Here is a 15966-nt window from a genome sequence, read left to right as displayed (position 1 = left end):
GGCCGGGGCGGCCGGGGCGGCTGGTGCACCGCCGGCCACAGTGTTCGCCGCCGGTGCCGCGGACCCCGCAGGCGCTCCGGAGATGGGCGCCACCGGCATACCCTGTTCGGGCCGGTTCGGGGTCTGCGCCGGCGCCGGGGCCGGCTCCTCGGCCGGAGTTTCGGCGGGCGCATCGGGTAGCCGTTCGAGCACGTAGGCCCCGATCCCCAGCACGATGCCGAGGGTGGCCGCCGCCAGTGGCAACAGCAGCAGCGACGGATACAGGATCGAGGCGCCGATCCACGACACGGCCTGGTAGGCCACCGCGAACAGGAACGGACCCCAGGTGACCAGCGCCGCCGCCGGGTTGGTCAGGAAGTCGGTGATCAGCTGGATGGTGTTGCCGATCGGGTCTTGCAGGAAGTTGATGATCGGGTCGAACAGGAACTCCAGCAGGTCGCCGTACCACCCGAGCAGGTCGTTGATGATGTCGGCGATGTTCATCGAGCTGCCGGACTCGCCCGCCTGGGCCTGCGCGGCCGAGGCCATCACATCCGCACCGGCCCGGCCGGCCTCGCCGACACCGGGTATCAGGATGAACGGTGCCGCCGTCGGTGTCGGGGTGGCGGCCAGCGCCGCGCCGGAAACGGCTTGGTAGGTGCTCATCGCGGTGGCCGCCTGAATCCACATCCGGACGTAGTCGGCCTCGTTGAGCGCGATGGGAATGGTGTTGATGCCCAGGAAGTTGGTGGCCGTCAGCACCGCGTGCGTGGTGTGGTTGAGGGCGAGCTCGGGCAGCGTCGGCATGGTGGCCAGCGCGGTCGAATAGGCCGCGGCCGCCGTCTCGTGCTGCACCGCGGTCGCGGCGCTGTTGGCACTCTGCTGAGCCAGCCAAGCCAGGTAGGGGGTGTGGGCGGCGACGTAGCGCTCGGCGCTGGGCCCCTCCCAGGAGCTGCCCTGCACCCCTGCCAGGACCGAGGTCAGTTCGGCTGCCGCCGAGGCGTATTCGGCGCTCAGCGCCTGCCAGGAACCCGCCGCCGCCAGCAGTGGTCCAGGGCCTGGACCGCTGCTGAGCAGCGTCGAGTGCACCTCGGGCGGCAGCGCCATCCAGACGGGAGCGGTCGCCGGGGCGAGCGCAGCGACGGGGGAAACCATCGGTCAGCCGCGGGCGATCAGGTAGGCCGACGCGCCCATCGCGTCACCGCTGAGGTAGCTGGCGGCGGATTCGCCGACCCCGACTCCGGAGCGGCCGAGTTCCTCGACCCCCTGGGCGGCGACCGTCTGCTGTTCGGCCGCACCGGCGCTGAACCCGGCCGCGGTCTGCAGCGAGACCGGGTCGAGGGCGGGGGGCACCACGGCGCTGATCATCGGCGCCGCCGCGGCGTGCGCCGCGGCCATCCGCGCGGTGAGCGCTTCGACCGCGGCACTGGCCGCCGTGAGCCCTTCGGGCATGACCCGCAATGTCATCGGTGGTACTCCTCCCCGCCACGGTGGGCGACCGCGGCGCTAGCCAACGGGTTGACGAGTTGAACGAACGTGGGCGCATCGCGCTCGTCGAGCAGCATGCCCCGGCCCACCGGCAGCCGGCTGAACCGGTGGCCGCGGATCTTGCCGCTGTCCTGTGGGTTGCCCGACAGCATCAGCGTGGTGGCCTGCAGATCGTTGAGGCGACGCAGCAGCGGTGCGGTCATCACCGCGTGCGCTGAGCCCGCCGCGCGGGCCGTGACGATCACCCGCAGCCCGAGATCGGACGCCTGGGCGAGCAACCCGATCAACGCGGTCCATGGCCGCTGGCCGACGAACGGGCCACTGACCGCGGGGCCGTCGGGGATCTGGTCGACGTCGTCGATGATCAGGTAGTGGGTGTGACTGTCAGTCGGGTGATCGGCACCGCCGTTGGCCGAGCGGTAGGACCAACCGCTCAGCTCGGCCGGGGTCAGCCCGGCCGGCGGGCGCCGCTTCTCGATCAGCGCGGACAGTCCCAGCATCGCGGGCAGGATGCGGTCGATGTTGGGGGTGTACTCGTTGTCCGGGAACAGCGGCTCGTCGACGAGCTGCAGTCTGCGGTCGATCACCGTGAACGCCACCTGGTCCGGGCGCGAGTTCTCCCTGATGGTGCGGATGAGGTGCCGCAGCAGTGTGGTCTTGCCGGTCTTGGCGTCGCCGAACACCATCATCAGCGGGTTGTCGGCGAAGTCCAGGCTGACCGTCGCCAGGTCCTCCTCACGCTGCCCGATGACCACCCGCTCCGGGGCCGGATACAGCGGGCCCAGTGTGTCGGGCGCGAGGTCGGTGGGCAGCAGCCGGACCGGCGGCGCGCTGCGGTCGGGATGGCGGGCGTTCAGCGCGGGGATGGCCTCCAGGGCAGGCCGGGCGAACAGGAAGTGCTCGGCGGCCATCGTCAGGCCACGGCCGGGTTGGTCGACGGGGACGCCCTCGGCCGGGCGGCGCAGCGCCCCGGTGACCCGGACATTGCTGTCCCGCGGATCGTGCAGGCGCAACTCCAGGCGCAGGCCCAGCCCGTCGCGCATCGCCAACGGAACCTCCAGCCAGTTCGGCGTGCTGATGATCACGTGGATGCCGTACGAAAGGCCGGTGTTGACCAGTTCGGTCACCCTGTTCAGCAGCGGATTGCGGGTGTTGAACGTGTCGGTGTTGTCCCGGCTGAACGCGTAGAGGTTGTCGATGACGAGGAACACCTCGCCATAGCCGTCCCGGTAGGCGCCGTTGTGGGCGGCGCCGGCCTGCTGGCGGGCCCGCAGCAACTGGTCGAGCTCGCCGAACGTGCGGCGGATCTTCTCCGATTCCAGCGGGGAGGCCACTGCGCCGACATGGGCGAGTTCCTCGAGGCCGCGCAGTTGTCCGCCGCCGTAGTCCAGGCAGTAGAACGACACGTCTCCGGGGGCGTGCAGCGCCGCCGCCGACAGCACGAACGTCTGCAGTGCGGTCGATTTCCCGGACTTCGGACCACCGTGGATCACCAGGTTCGCCGAGGCCGATGTGGCGTCGAAAACCAATGTGTCGCGGCGCATCTCGAATGGACGGTCGATCTCACCGAGCGGCCAGCGCCACTGCCCGGCCGGGGTTGCGAACCGCTGCAGCACCTCCTCGAGCGGAATCGGGTCGTCCAGGGGCGGTAGCCACAGCTGCGGTGCGCGCGGGCCGTAGTGGGCGAGCTGGTCGCCGATGGTCGCGATCAGCTTGCGCGGCGGCAGCACGTCGACGTCGGCGCCGTCGTCGACGATCACGGTGTCCGGCTCCGGGTCTACCCAGCCGGCCGGGAACAACTGCGGCTGCGGAATCGCATGCACGACGATCGACCTGTCGACCCGGGGCGGCTCGTAGATTCCGTCGACGTAGGTGCTGCGGAACTTGATCGGCAGTGCGCCGGGGGCGGGCACCAGGAAGCCGACGCCCTTGTGCTCCCGGCCGGATTCGATGTGGTAGGCGTCCTCCACGCCGATGATCTGGCGGGACACGCTGGGGCTGGCCACCTTCAGCCCGATCCGGTAGGAGGTGTTCTTGTCGATGTCCTTGATCCGGCCCACATCCAGCGTCTGCGACGCGAACAGGATGTGGATGCGGAACGACCGGCCCTTACGCGCGACGTAGTCGAACAACTCGGCGTACTCGGGGTGCTCAGCCAACATCAGTGTGAACTCGTCGGCCACCACGAACAGGGTGGGTATGGACGGCAGGTCGGCGGCCGCTCCTGCCGCCGACATCCGGGCGTTCTCGTACTCGGTCACCGAGTTGAACGCGCTGCCCTGCACCCGGCGGCCGGCCTCCTTGAGCAGCTGCTCGCGCCGGGCCACCTCGCCGCGCAGCGTGTCGGCGAACCGGTCGGCCAGCGAACGCTTTTCGGCCATGTTGGAGATCACCGCGACGACCTGCGGGAAGTTGCGGAAGATGTCGGCGCCGGCCTCGCCCTTGAAGTCGGCGTAGATCACCACCAGCCGGTCGGCCGAATGCGTCGTCAGCAGCGACAGCAGGATCGACATGAGCGTCTGGGACTTCCCCGAGCCGGTCATACCGATCATCAGGCCGTGCGGGCCCATGCCGCCCTCGGCCTCGTCCTTGAGGTCGAAGTACAGCGGGTCACCGGTGGCCGTGACGCCGATCGGAACCCGCAACTCGTCGTCGCGGTTGCGCGGCGCCCACAGCGCGGCCACGTCCAGCGCGGAGGCATCCGGGATTCCGAGCAACGTGGTGAACGTCGCACCCCCGGTGCTCGCCGAGCGGCCGTGGCCGGGGTTGGAGTCCCAGCGCGACAGCCGGCGTGCGAGGTGACGGGCGTCGGCGGCGTCGAGCCGGTCGGCGGTGTCGATGTAGGCCGCCCAGTCGCCGCCCAGCCACCGCCGGATGGCGCCGTCGGCCACCCGCAGGACGGGGCGCTCCGGATCGGCGTACCGGTCGCGCTCCGGTTCGGTGGTGCTGCGATGGATGACGGTCACCCCGGCCGGCGGTACCGCTCCGACCAGTTCGTCGGGGTCGACGTCCGGGTCGTCGAGGATGAGCAGCAGATGCTTGGTGTTGGCCGCGCCGTCACCGGTGAACGCCGGCCGGTCGGCCAGCGCGGGCTCCAGCAGCCGGCGCAACTCGGTGGCGTCGGTGGTCAGATACCGGGCCGGGCCCACACCGTCGACCTGACCCGGCACGTCGGTGTGCGGCAGCCATTTCAGCCACGACCACGCATCCTTCTCCAGATCGGCACCGGCATAGCCGATCCCGAGCACCGAGGGATCGTGCCAGGTCATCGCCTGGGTGATCCAGGCGCGCACGGCGGCATCTGCGTCTGCCCCGTCGCCGATCACGGTGATGCGCGAGACCCTGGACAGGTCGATGCCGGTGGGTGCGTCGTGCAGGGTGCGCTGGGTGTCGAGCAGGCCGCGCAGGGTGGTGTGCGAGACCGGTTCCAGATCGATCTCGTCGGCGGTGTCCTTGACCCGCAAGGTCGCGTCGAGCGCCTGATCGTGCAGTCCGGCCCGCAACACCAGGAAGTCGCGGTCGCCGGGGTCGCGTTCCCACTGTCTGCGGGTGCCGGGGACGCCGGCCAGCGCGGCCGGGTGCGGGTGTGACCATTGCAGCGCGGCGCGCTGCTCATCGGCGTGGGCGCGCACGTTGTCACGCACCACCGACAGGTAGCGCAGGTAGTCGGCGCGCTCGGCATCCACCTCTTCGGTTCGCAGCTTGTTGTCCGACCCGCGGTACAACGCGGTCGCGGCGAGCAGCAACACGAACGGGAAGAACAGGGTGGTCGGCGAGAGCAGCCGCATGCCGGTGGCGAACAGCGCGACGATCATCCCGACGATCAGGATCACGATCAGGAACGGCAGCGCCCGGCGCAGCAGCGAAGGCGGCACCACCCGCGGAAGTTCCGGCGGTGGCTCGATGGTGATGGTGCCCTTGCGCGCCGCCGGCGGCTGGATCCGCTTGCGGTGCTCGAAGATCAACCTGCTCATGGGGTCTCCAACCGGGCCGGCTCGGCGTTCGGGGCCAGCGTGTCGTGGGCCAGCAGCGCGTCGGCGCGCGACAGCGTCGGGCCCGCGGCGAACTGCGACAGCACCGACCAGGGAATCGGCAGCGGTGTGGACGTCAGTCCCAGCGCGGCCACGGTGTCGAAGCCGTCGTCGCCGGCGGTGTCGATTCCGTAGCGCACCCCGGTGTCGCCGATCCAGAACAGCGACCCGGCGCTGTCGACGAAGTAGCCGGTGCCCGGCGTCATCGCGACCCGGTCGGCGGGCCCACCCGGCCCACCCGCGCTGACCAGCTGCACGGTACGCAGGCCATCCGGAACGGGCAGCGTCGCACCCGACAGCAGTGTCAGCGAATGTGTCTGCGCCCCTTCGGGTTCAGACCAGGAAGCACAGATGACCGGTTGGGTGGCGGGGTCGACGAGGTCGAGCGGGGCCGGCGGATAGGCCGCGGTGTCGATTCCGCCGGCGACGAGAAGGCGTGCCACGTCGTCGGCACCGATACGCGGCGGTGCAGCCAGCCCGTAGGAGTTGGTGTTGCGCAGGATCGAGGCCACCACCACCGGGACCGGCTGCAGGCCGTCGGGCTGCACCACGTAGTGGCGCAGGGTGTTGTCGGCGTCGTAGGCCACTACGACTGCGCCCACCGGGGCCTGAACCGGAAGCGGAACTCCGGCGGGCACGCCGGCTCCGGGGACGACCGGCGAGATCAGCGGCGGCGCCTCGGGAATCGCGTTGAACAGGCCGGTTCCGATCGGCATCGGGGCCCGCTCGACGAGTTCGGCGCCGATGCCCAGGCCGTCCACCACGGCACGGTCGGCCAGGTCGATCGGGCTGCGCTTGCCGTCCCACAGCAGCCAGGTCCGCCCGGCGTTCTCCACCAGTACCGCCAGCCCGGCGGGCAACTCGGCCGCGCGTTGTCCGCCGGTGGCCGGCGCGCCGGCGATCACGGTGACACCGGGTTGCGGGCCCGCCGCGGCATCGCAGACCGTCCAGTGCGCGTCCCGGGCCGGGTTGGCCACCATACGTTCCGGGGCGCCCGGGATACCGAGCATGTTGCCCCGCGGGAACTGGTCGAGTTCGCTGCTCTTCACCATCGCGGGATTGTCCGGTTGGCCGGTGATCAGCCGGGCCGAAGACAGGTTCAGCACCGGGTGCAGCTGGTCGCCGAGTTTGACGTAGAGCGCGGCCGTCTCCCGGTCGGCGAGCACCGGGTCGTCGCCCGCCGCCCCGGACGGCCGGATCAGCGAGAACAGGAAGCACCCCGCGACGCCGGTCACCAGGGCGAGCGCGCCGACCAGCACCGCACGCGACTGGGTGCGCAGCGGGTCGACGAGCATCCGGGTGTCGTGCAGGGCGACTCCGGAAGCGATGCGGCGCATGACGAATCGCCATCCGGTCACCTGGTGGCGGGTGACGAACCCGCGCCGGTAGCTGACGCGATCGGGGTTCTCGTTGGTCGGTGTGCGCGAACTGAACGAACGGCGGTCACCGCCCTCCGGGGAGGTCACGACTGATCCGACTGCTGATCGGGCGCCTGAAGTCCCAGACCGCGCAGCAGCGGCGCTGCCGAGATCGCGACATCCTCGGCCGTGATCGCCATCAACTCGTCGTCGGTGAAGTCCTCGGATTCGGAGTGGTCGAGCCGGTATTCGCGCTCCTCTTCGGAGCGTTCGACCAGGTTGCGGACGAACCGGCCGTTGCCGGCGATATCGAGGCTGCGCCGCTGCACGCCCCCGGCGTCCGGGGTCGAGGACTCGGCGAGGTGGGCGAACAGCCGCTCCATGTCGGCTCGGGCGGTCTCCTCGAAGCGGGAATCACGCTTCTCGGCCATCCGGGTGGCGATTTCGACGAGCTCCTTCGGTGAGTACGACGGGAAGTCGATGCTGCGGGTGAACCGGGAGCGCAGACCCTCGTTCGTGTCGAGGAAGGTGTCCAGGTCCTTGCGGTAGCCGGCCACGATGACGACCAGCCGCTCGCGGTCGTTCTCCATGCGCGCCAGCAGGGTGTCGATGGCGACCAGGCCGAAGTCGTTCTTGGCGCCCGTGGACACCAGCGCGTAGGCCTCGTCGAGGAACAGCACACCGTCCAGCGCGCTGTCGATGATGGCGTTGGTCTTGGCTTCCGTCTCGCCGATGTGCTGGCCGATCAGGTCGGCACGGTGCACCTCGCGGACGGTTTCCTTCTTCAGCAGTCCCAGGCCGCAGTAGATCTTGGCGACCACCCGGGCGATGGTGGTCTTGCCGGTGCCGGGCGGGCCCGCGAACACCAGGTGGTTGGTGCGCTGTGCGACCGCGAGCCCGCGGTCCTGCCGCCGGATCGCCATCGCGACCGAGCTTTTCAGGCGGGCGACCTGGTATTTGACCTCTTCGAGGCCGATGAACTCAGCCAGTTCGGCCTCGGCCTCGACGAGCAGGTGCGCCTTGCGGTCCTTGGCGCCTGGGTCGACGAAGTCCGCCTCGCCCGGTTCGGTCCGGGGATCCCAGGGGTCGGTGCGCGCCTCGATTCGGGCGGCGGTGGTGGTTGTGATCCCGAACGTGGTGTCCGACAGCGCTTCTTCGATCTGCGCGTCCGCCGGGTTGGCCGCGTAGAGCTCCTGGAGCAGTTCGTGGGCTTCCTCCTCCTCGCCCTGCGCCCGCAGCGCCAGCGCCTTGGCCAGCGCACCGTCGAGTGCGGCGACCGCGACCGGGCCCTCGGGGTGCTCGAGGTGCGACAGCGCCGGAGCGAACATGCCCAGCCGGGCCAGCGCGATGCCCAGTGTCACCCGGGCGGCGTGCGCGTAGGCCTCGCCCGCTTCGGCGGCGTCGCCGATGCCGTCGGTGTTTCCGACGATCGGGGTCAGCATTCGCACCACGTCGGACCATCGCCCGGCCCGGTAGTGCACGGCGACCCGCACCCAGCGGGCCTGCAGCCAGCCGGGCCGCTGGTCGAGCAGCTCAGCGACCAGTTGTTCGGCGGTGGCGAAATCACCGACCTCGCAACGGCATACCGCATAGGCGAGGGTGAAGTCGTCCGGACCGCAGGCGCGGAAGCGCAGATACAACCCGGTGTCGTAGGTGAAGCCGAGCACGCCGGGGGCCAGTTCGCTCTCGCGCTGCAGCACGCCGGCGGTCGCCGACGTTTGCCAGACGCGTTCGATCACCGTCGGCGTGACGTCGCCGGCCGCGGCCAGCCCGGTCCATGCGTCGCACTGGTCGTTGGCCACCCGGGTCAGCGCGCCGAAGCCCGATCGGGCGGCCGCCGGATCGGGCGGGCGCTGCCGGTCGTGCACCGACAACCCGAGCGCGCGGCAGCAGGTGGCGAACCGGCTGACGATGTCGCGATCGATCCGGCTCGCCCGGCTGCCCACGGCAGCGAGCGCTTCACTTCCCATGGCCATGAATGTTTGGTCGCGGCGCCGGCTCTGGTGTTTCCCGGGGCCGCTCGTCCCCTCGGTGAGTACTTATGTATGGCTAAGCTAACTTTTGCTGAAGTTAGCATTGCATAAGCTCACTGTCGAGACTCACGCGGGACCGCGGGCAGTGCGACAGCCCACCCGCCGCACCCGCTCAGACCTGGGACGTCACACCAGCGGACGACCGGTGCGGATGCGCCGGTCGACGTCTTTGAGCAACAGGTTGAACGGGAACTCCCGGATGAAGCGGGGCGAGACGGTGTTGACCGCGCGCAGCGCCTTCATCAGCCGGTCGAAACGCCGCTGCTGCCTGGGCCCCCACTCCAGGCGCATCTCGTCGCGGAAGCGCTGCGGGAGGAACCCGGTGGTGATCAGCAGGGCCGTCGCGTCGGAGCGGCGCTGGATCGCCTGGGGCAGCTTCACGCCCCGCATCCGCTGGGCCGCGATCGGCCAGAGGTAGTCGCGGACCGTGTCGTCGATGTGCACTTCGTCCAGCGACTTGCGCCAGTACCGGTCGAACGCGGCGCGATCGGCGGGCCACATGTCCTCGGGCACCTGCAGCATCGTGGCCAGCGCCCGGCCCTGCAGATAGAGCCGGTCGGCGGTGGCCTCGTCCATGTCACCGACGAACAGCCGGTGCACGTCGACGACACCCTTGTAGAGGCAGGCACCCACCCACAGCTGCAGATCCTTGTCGAAGGCGTTGTACTTGACCGGGCTCTCCTCGGTGGAGAACACCTGGGCGTGCGCACCGTTGACGGCGCGCCGGAACGCGGCCTTCTGCTCGTCGGTCCCGTTCGTCGAGACCGCCAGATAGGTGAAGGTGGTGCGGGCCCGCTTGATCGGGTGGCGGTCGATCCGGCCGCTCTCCACCCGGCTCTCCAGCACTCCGTAGCCCACGCCCGGCCGGGCCAGTTGCATGATCACGTTGGCGGGCCCGGCCAACAGGCCCAGGCCGAGCATGCCCTCGTCGTCGCCGCCGGCCCGGCTCCAGCGCCGGGACCGGGTGCGAACCTCGGGGTCACTGACCGCGCGCTCGACCTGCGGCAGGGGCTCGCTGCGCGTCATCGGGGTAACTCCTCTCGAGTGCGTCGCACCCATTTGTGCGAACACGTGTTTCCTGATATTGCTCCCCGGGAGAAGCGGGTGTCAATATGGAGTCATGGGACAGGTCCGTCCGTACCGCGGGGTCGACGCCGGCCAGCGCATCGCAGAGCGCCGGCAGCGGCTGCTCGACGCGGGCCTGGACCTGCTCGGCGCGCAGCCGACACCCCGCGATCTGACGGTGCGCGCCGTCTGTTCGCACGCGGGCCTGGCGGCGCGCTACTTCTACGAGAACTTCACCGACAAGGACGCCTTCGTCAGCGCCGTGTTCGATCGGGTGGTGGCCGACATCGCCGCCACCACCCAGGCTGCGGTGGCCGCCGCCCCCAGCCGCGAACAGAGCCGCGCGGGCATGGGCAACATCGTGCGCACCATCTCCGAGGATCCCCGGCTGGGCCGGCTGCTGTTCAGCGACCGCCTCGCCGATCCGGTCGTGGTGCGCAAGCGCGCGGAATCCGGTGCGCTGTTCGCCCTGCTGTCCGGACAGCACGCCGAAGCCACGCTGAAAGTCCCGTCCACCCGGCGCATCAAGGCCGCCGGACACTTCGTGGTCGGCGGCGTCGCGCAAACCCTGTCGGCCTGGCTGGCCGGCGACCTCGACTTCACCCCCGATCAGCTGGCCGCCCAGCTGGCGACGCTGATCGACCAGCTGCTCGACCCCGCCCTGTACCGCGAATGACGCGCGGTGCAGAGCGCCCGGTGCGGGTCCTGGCGCACTTCGTCGCCGGCGCCAAGGTCGTCGATTTCCTTGCACCGCATTCCGATTGGCTCGACGTCCGGTTCTGCGCCGAGGACGACGACGCCACCTTCGGCCGTGAGCTGCCCGCTGCCGAGGTGATCTGGCACGTGCTGCGCCCGCTGTCGGGCGACGACCTGGCCTGCGCCCCCGGGCTGCGCCTGGTGCACAAGCTCGGCGCCGGCGTCAACACCATCGACGTCGAGGCAGCCACCGCCCGCGGGATCGCGGTGGCCAACATGCCCGGGGCGAACGCGCCCTCGGTCGCCGAGGGGACCGTGCTGCTGATGCTCGCGGCGCTGCGCCGGCTGCCCGACCTGGACCGCGCCACCCGCGCCGGCACGGGCTGGCCTTCGGACCCCACCCTCGGCGAGACCGTGCGCGACGTCGGCGGCTGCACGATCGGGCTGATCGGCTACGGCAACATCGCCAAGCGCGTCGAGACCATCGTCGCCGCGATGGGCGCCACCGTGGTGCACACCAGCACCGGCGACGACGGTGACCCGGGCTGGCGCACGCTGGCCGAGCTGCTGCGCGTCAGCGACATCGTCTCGCTGCACCTGCCGCTCACCGAGGCCACGACGGGGCTGCTCGACCGGGCCGCCATCGACGGCATGAAACCGGGCGCCGTCCTGATCAACACCTCGCGCGGGCCCATCGTCGACGAGCAGGCCCTCGTCGACGCCCTGCGGTCCGGACGGCTGGCCGCCGCCGGCCTGGACGTGTTCGCTGTCGAGCCGGTGGAAACCGACAATCCACTGCTCGCGCTGCCCAACGTGGTGCTCACACCGCACGTCACCTGGTACACCGCCGACACCATGCGCCGCTACCTGGAATTCGCTGTGGACAACTGCCGGCGCCTGCGGGACGGGCGGGACCTCGCCAACGTGGTGAACCAGGTCCGCGGGTAGTCTCGGTCCCAACCGACCGGTTAGTCAGCCCAACGAAGGGGTGCAGCCATGCCCATCGCGATCACTGAAGAGCACAACGACCTGGCCGATTCGGTGCGATCCCTGGTCTCGCGCATCGCGCCCGCCGACGTCCTGCACGACGCCCTGGAGAACCCGGTACCGAATCCACCGCCGTACTGGACGGCGGCCGCCGAGCAGGGACTGCACGGGGTTCACCTGGCCGAATCCGTCGGCGGGCAGGGCTTCGGGATCCTCGAACTGGCGATCGTGGTCGCCGAGTTCGGCTACGGCGCCGTTCCCGGACCGTTCGTCCCGTCGGCGATCGCCAGCGCGCTGATCTCGGCGCACGATCCCGATGCCGCCATCCTGGGCGGGCTGGCCTCCGGTGAGGTGATCGCCGCCTACGCGATCGATTCCAGCCTGACCGCCACACGCCACGGCGACGGACTGGTCATCCGCGGTGAGGTCCGCGCCGTGCCGGCCGCCGCGCAGGCCGCGGTGCTCGTCCTGCCGGTCGCGATCGAATCCGGCGAGGAGTGGGTCGTCCTGGACGCCGCGCAGCTCGAGATCGAGCCGGTGACCAGCGTGGACCCGCTGCGGCCGGTCGCGCACGTGCGGGCCAACGCCGTCGAGGTCGACGACGGCCGGGTGCTGAGCAACCTCAGCCGCGGCCATGCCCGAGCCCTGATGTCGACGCTGCTGTCCGCCGAGGCGGTCGGCGTGGCCCGCTGGGCCACCGACACCGCGTCGGCCTACGCCAAGATCCGCGAACAGTTCGGCAGGCCCATCGGCCAGTTCCAGGCCATCAAACACAAGTGCGCCGGCATGATCGCCGAAACCGAACGCGCCACCGCCGCAGTCTGGGACGCAGCCCGCGCCATCGACGAGGCAACCGAAACCGATTCCAGCGCCTACGAGTTCGCAGCGGCCGTGGCGGCGACGCTGGCGCCGGGCGCCGCCCAGCACTGCGCACAGGACTGCATCCAGGTGCACGGCGGAATCGGCTTCACCTGGGAACACGACACCAACATCTACTACCGCAGAGCCCTCGTGCTGGCGGCATGCTTCGGCCGCGCCGCCGATTACGCCCAGCGCGTCGTCGACATCGCCACCTCCACCGGGATGCGCACGCTCGACATCGACCTCGACCCCGAAACCGAGAAGCTGCGCGCCGAGATCCGGTCGGAAGTCGCTGCGCTGAAAGCGATTCCACGCGAGGAACGCAAGGCCGCGATTGCCGAGGCCGGCTGGGTGCAGCCGCACCTGCCGGTGCCGTGGGGGCGCGCGGCCAGCCCGGTCGAGCAGATCATCATCGCCCAGGAGTTCACCGCCGGACAGGTCAAGCGCCCGGCGATGGGCATCGCCGCGTGGATCATCCCGTCGATCGTCACGTTCGGCACCGACGAACAGAAGGAACGCTTCCTGCCGCCCACCTTCCGCGGCGAGATGATCTGGTGCCAGCTGTTCTCCGAGCCCGGCGCCGGTTCGGACCTGGCCGGCCTGTCGACCAAGGCCACCAAGGTCGACGGCGGCTGGCGGATCACCGGGCAGAAGATCTGGACGACGGGTGCCCAGTACGCGCAGTGGGGCGCGCTGCTGGCCAGGACCGACCCGAGCGCTCCGAAACACAACGGCATCACCTACTTCCTGCTGGACATGGCCAGCGAGGGGGTGGAGATCAAGCCGCTGCGCGAACTCACCGGCAACGCGATGTTCAACACGGTGTTCATCGACGACGTGTTCGTGCCCGACGAACTGGTGCTCGGCGACGTCGACCGCGGCTGGGAGGTCAGCCGCAACACGCTGACCGCCGAGCGGGTGTCGCTGGGCAGCAGCGAGCCGCCGTTCCTGCCCAGCCTGGACAGATTCATCGAGTTCGTCACCGAGTCCCACCTCGACCAGATCGCCCAGCACGAGGCCGGGGTGCTGATCGCCGAGGGCCATGCGGCGAAGGTGCTCAACATGCGCTCGACGCTGCTCACCCTGGCCGGGGGCGACCCGATGCCGGCCGCGGCCATCTCCAAGCTGCTCTCCATGCGCACCGGACAGGGGTACGCCGAGTTCGCGGTGGCGTCCTTCGGCACCGACGCCGTCATCGGCGACCCGGAGCAGATCACCGGCCGCTGGGCGGACTACCTGCTGGCCAGCCGGGCCACCACCATCTACGGAGGCACCTCCGAGGTGCAGCTCAACATCATCGCCGAGCGACTGCTCGGGCTGCCGCGCGATCCCTAGCGGGGGTGTTTCCCGGCGCCGGGGCGGGGAACCCCACAGACATGGCCGAAGACCGCGACAGCACGACCGACCGCGACTACGTGGAGAAGCGGCTGGACAAGCCGGGGTCCTTCCAGGTGGCCGCCGTCTACACCGCGGTGGTGGTCGCGGTCGCCGGTGTCGCGCTGGCGTTGTTCGCGTTCGCCGCGCGCGACTCGGTGTACGCGGCCGCCCTGGTGCCGACGGTGCTGTTCCTCGGCGGGGTCGGCGCCTTCGTGCAGACCTACCGGGTCTGGAAGGACGGCGGCGGCTGGGCCGGATGGCAGGGCGCCGGCTGGTTCCTGATGCTGGTGATGCTGATATCGCTGGCCCTGCCGGGCGCGGCGATGATGGCCGACACGGTTCAGTAGCCGGGCGCCTCGCCGTGATGTCGGCTAGTCGATCTGCATGTCGCGAAGTTCGCGCTTGAGGATCTTTCCGGTCGGGTTGCGGGGCAGCTCGTCGAGGAAGACCACCTCACGCGGGACCTTGTAGCGGGCCAGGTTGTCCCTGACGTAGGCCTTGATGGCGTCCTCGTCGATCGTGGCCCCTTCAACCTTGACCACGAAGCAGCGCAGCCGGTGGCCCCACTCCTTGTCCTCGACACCGAGCGCGGTGGCCTCCACGACGTCGGGGTGACCGCTGACGAGGTCCTCGATCTCGGCGGGGAAGACGTTCTCGCCGCCGGAGACGATCATCTCGTCGTCGCGGCCGCTGACGTAGAGCAGATCGTTCTCGTCGAAGTAGCCGACATCGCCCGAGGACAACAGCCCGTCGATGATCTGCTTGCCACCGCCGCCGGTGTAGCCCTCGAACGGGAAGAAGTTGCCGACGAAGATCCGGCCCACCGCACCGCGCGGCACGTCGTTGCCGTTGTCGTCGAGGATCCTGACCTTCATCCCCTTGACCACCGGGCCGACCGTCGCCGGGTTGATCGAAAGATCCTGCGGCCGGGCGATGGTCGCGTAAGCCACCTCGGTGGATCCGTACAGGTTGTAGACGACCGGGCCGAGCTCCTTGAGCGCTCTGGTCGCCAGCTCGGCGCCGAGCTGAGAACCCGAGACGAACACGATGCGCAGCGAGGACAGGTCGGGCTTCGGGGCCGACTTGTCGAGCTCGTCGAGCATCCGGGACAGCATCACCGGCACCACCACGATCGCGGTCGCCCGGTGTTTCTCGATGTCGGCGAGCACCGTCGCCGGCTTGAACCGGCGGCGCAGCACCAGCGTCGAACCGAGCATCATCGCGATGGTGGCGTGCAGGAAGCCCAGCGCATGGAACATCGGCGCCGGCAGCGAGGTCACCTCGTTGGACTTGAACGGCACCGACGACAGCACGCCGCCGATCGGGGCCAGCGACGGCGGGGCGCTGCGGTTGGCGCCCTTCGGGGTTCCGGTGGTCCCGGAGGTCAAGATGATGATCGAGGAGTGTTTGGCCGCCTTGGGCGGTGCGGCCGAGCTGGTGCGCGCGATGAGTTCCTCGAGGGTCTCGTCGGTGCTGGCCGACGGCTCGTCGGGTTTGTCGGGGTTCACCCCGAGCGCGCGCAGCTTGCCGAGTTCGGGTTCGGCGGCCATCACCGCTGCGGTGTACTCGTCGTCGTAGATGACCAGCCTGCCGCCTTCCCGCTCGGACACCTCCTTGATCTGGGGCCCGGAGAACTCGCTGTTGAGCAGGATGATGCGGGCGCCGGTCTTGGCGGCCCCGTACACCGACACCAGGAACCACCGGTGGTTGCGGGCCAGGATGGCCACCCCGTCGCCGCCTTTGATGCCCTTGGCCAGCAACCCGTTGGCCACCGCGTTGGCGGCGGCGTCGAGTTCGGCGAAGGTCATCTCGCCGAAGTCGTCGATCACCGCGGCCGCATTGGGGGTGCGGCGGGCGTTGAGCGCGGGGATCATGCCGAACTCACCCCAACGGCGCATGTCGGCGACGAAGGCGGCGATGTCCTGGGGCGGCTCCAGTTTCAGCGCGCCGGACTCGAACATCTTGCGGGCATAGTGCAGCTCGGCCGAACCGCGATCCCAGTACTTGCCGGCGACCTTGCCGACGGAATCCTGCACCTTGGCCAGCGCCTGGATCGGTAGTTCGGTGAGCTTGGACATGGGGTCACCATAT

The 15966-nt window shown here is 70.1% G+C and carries 11 protein-coding genes; 4 read left to right on the top strand and 7 right to left on the bottom strand.

What is annotated here, in order from left to right; genetic code table 11:
• The 6 genes from ACXAID_RS11975 to ACXAID_RS11950 form a co-directional block, all read right to left on the bottom strand.
• Positions 1 to 1134, bottom strand: a 1134-nt coding sequence (locus ACXAID_RS11975; protein WP_475022430.1) for a PPE family protein, incomplete at its 3' end; no start/stop codon positions are given.
• Between the two features lie 3 nt (positions 1135 to 1137).
• A complete protein-coding gene (locus ACXAID_RS11970) occupies positions 1138 to 1446 on the bottom strand; it encodes a PE family protein (RefSeq protein WP_475022429.1) in 309 nt (102 codons plus the stop codon).
• Complete coding sequence (gene eccCa / locus ACXAID_RS11965; protein WP_475022428.1) at positions 1443 to 5441, bottom strand: type VII secretion protein EccCa; 3999 nt, start codon at positions 5439 to 5441, stop codon at positions 1443 to 1445. Before eccCa ends, ACXAID_RS11970 begins: the two co-directional genes overlap by 4 nt.
• Positions 5438 to 6964 (bottom strand): type VII secretion protein EccB, encoded by a 1527-nt coding sequence (eccB, locus tag ACXAID_RS11960; RefSeq protein WP_475022427.1) that lies wholly within the window; start codon positions 6962 to 6964, stop codon positions 5438 to 5440. Before eccB ends, eccCa begins: the two co-directional genes overlap by 4 nt.
• Positions 6961 to 8832: a type VII secretion AAA-ATPase EccA gene (gene eccA / locus ACXAID_RS11955; protein WP_475022426.1), complete on the bottom strand. Its 1872-nt coding sequence runs from the start codon at positions 8830 to 8832 to the stop codon at positions 6961 to 6963. The genes eccB and eccA overlap by 4 nt, the downstream gene beginning before the upstream one ends.
• 183 nt (positions 8833 to 9015) lie before the next feature.
• A complete protein-coding gene (locus tag ACXAID_RS11950) occupies positions 9016 to 9915 on the bottom strand; it encodes an oxygenase MpaB family protein (protein WP_475022425.1) in 900 nt (299 codons plus the stop codon).
• A 94-nt stretch (positions 9916 to 10009) separates the two neighbouring features.
• On the opposite strand from ACXAID_RS11950, the gene ACXAID_RS11945 reads away from it, so the two are divergent.
• Genes ACXAID_RS11945 through ACXAID_RS11930 form a run of 4 tightly spaced genes read left to right on the top strand, consistent with a single transcriptional unit; the run spans position 10010 to position 14222 of the window.
• Positions 10010 to 10630 carry a TetR/AcrR family transcriptional regulator gene (locus ACXAID_RS11945; RefSeq protein WP_475022424.1) on the top strand — a complete coding sequence of 207 codons (621 nt, stop codon included), beginning with the start codon at positions 10010 to 10012 and terminating at the stop codon, positions 10628 to 10630.
• Positions 10627 to 11598 (top strand): 2-hydroxyacid dehydrogenase, encoded by a 972-nt coding sequence (locus ACXAID_RS11940; protein ID WP_475022423.1) that lies wholly within the window; start codon positions 10627 to 10629, stop codon positions 11596 to 11598. The genes ACXAID_RS11945 and ACXAID_RS11940 overlap by 4 nt, the downstream gene beginning before the upstream one ends.
• Before the next feature lie 48 nt (positions 11599 to 11646).
• On the top strand, positions 11647 to 13833 hold the full coding sequence (locus ACXAID_RS11935) for an acyl-CoA dehydrogenase (protein WP_475022422.1): 2187 nt from the start codon (positions 11647 to 11649) through the stop codon (positions 13831 to 13833).
• A gap of 41 nt (positions 13834 to 13874) precedes the next feature.
• A complete protein-coding gene (locus ACXAID_RS11930; protein WP_475022421.1) occupies positions 13875 to 14222 on the top strand; it encodes a hypothetical protein in 348 nt (115 codons plus the stop codon).
• 24 nt (positions 14223 to 14246) lie between these two features.
• Here the strand turns inward: ACXAID_RS11930 and fadD2 are convergent, their stop codons facing one another.
• Positions 14247 to 15953, bottom strand: a complete 1707-nt coding sequence (fadD2, locus tag ACXAID_RS11925; protein ID WP_475022420.1) for a long-chain-fatty-acid--CoA ligase FadD2 — start codon at positions 15951 to 15953, stop codon at positions 14247 to 14249.
• Positions 15954 to 15966 lie beyond the last annotated feature (13 nt).

The sequence above is a fragment of the Mycobacterium sp. ABE4_509 genome (assembly GCF_056160785.1).
This window is presented reverse-complemented; position numbering and strand designations above follow the sequence as displayed.

Coding starts and splice junctions, on each gene's coding strand:
- ACXAID_RS11970 (WP_475022429.1), bottom strand. CDS start 1,446: ATGACATTGCGGGTCATGCCCGAAGGGCTCACGGCGGCCAGTGCCGCG.
- eccCa (WP_475022428.1), bottom strand. CDS start 5,441: ATGAGCAGGTTGATCTTCGAGCACCGCAAGCGGATCCAGCCGCCGGCG.
- eccA (WP_475022426.1), bottom strand. CDS start 8,832: ATGGCCATGGGAAGTGAAGCGCTCGCTGCCGTGGGCAGCCGGGCGAGC.
- ACXAID_RS11950 (WP_475022425.1), bottom strand. CDS start 9,915: ATGACGCGCAGCGAGCCCCTGCCGCAGGTCGAGCGCGCGGTCAGTGAC.
- ACXAID_RS11945 (WP_475022424.1), top strand. CDS start 10,010: ATGGGACAGGTCCGTCCGTACCGCGGGGTCGACGCCGGCCAGCGCATC.
- ACXAID_RS11940 (WP_475022423.1), top strand. CDS start 10,627: ATGACGCGCGGTGCAGAGCGCCCGGTGCGGGTCCTGGCGCACTTCGTC.
- ACXAID_RS11935 (WP_475022422.1), top strand. CDS start 11,647: ATGCCCATCGCGATCACTGAAGAGCACAACGACCTGGCCGATTCGGTG.
- ACXAID_RS11930 (WP_475022421.1), top strand. CDS start 13,875: ATGGCCGAAGACCGCGACAGCACGACCGACCGCGACTACGTGGAGAAG.
- fadD2 (WP_475022420.1), bottom strand. CDS start 15,953: ATGTCCAAGCTCACCGAACTACCGATCCAGGCGCTGGCCAAGGTGCAG.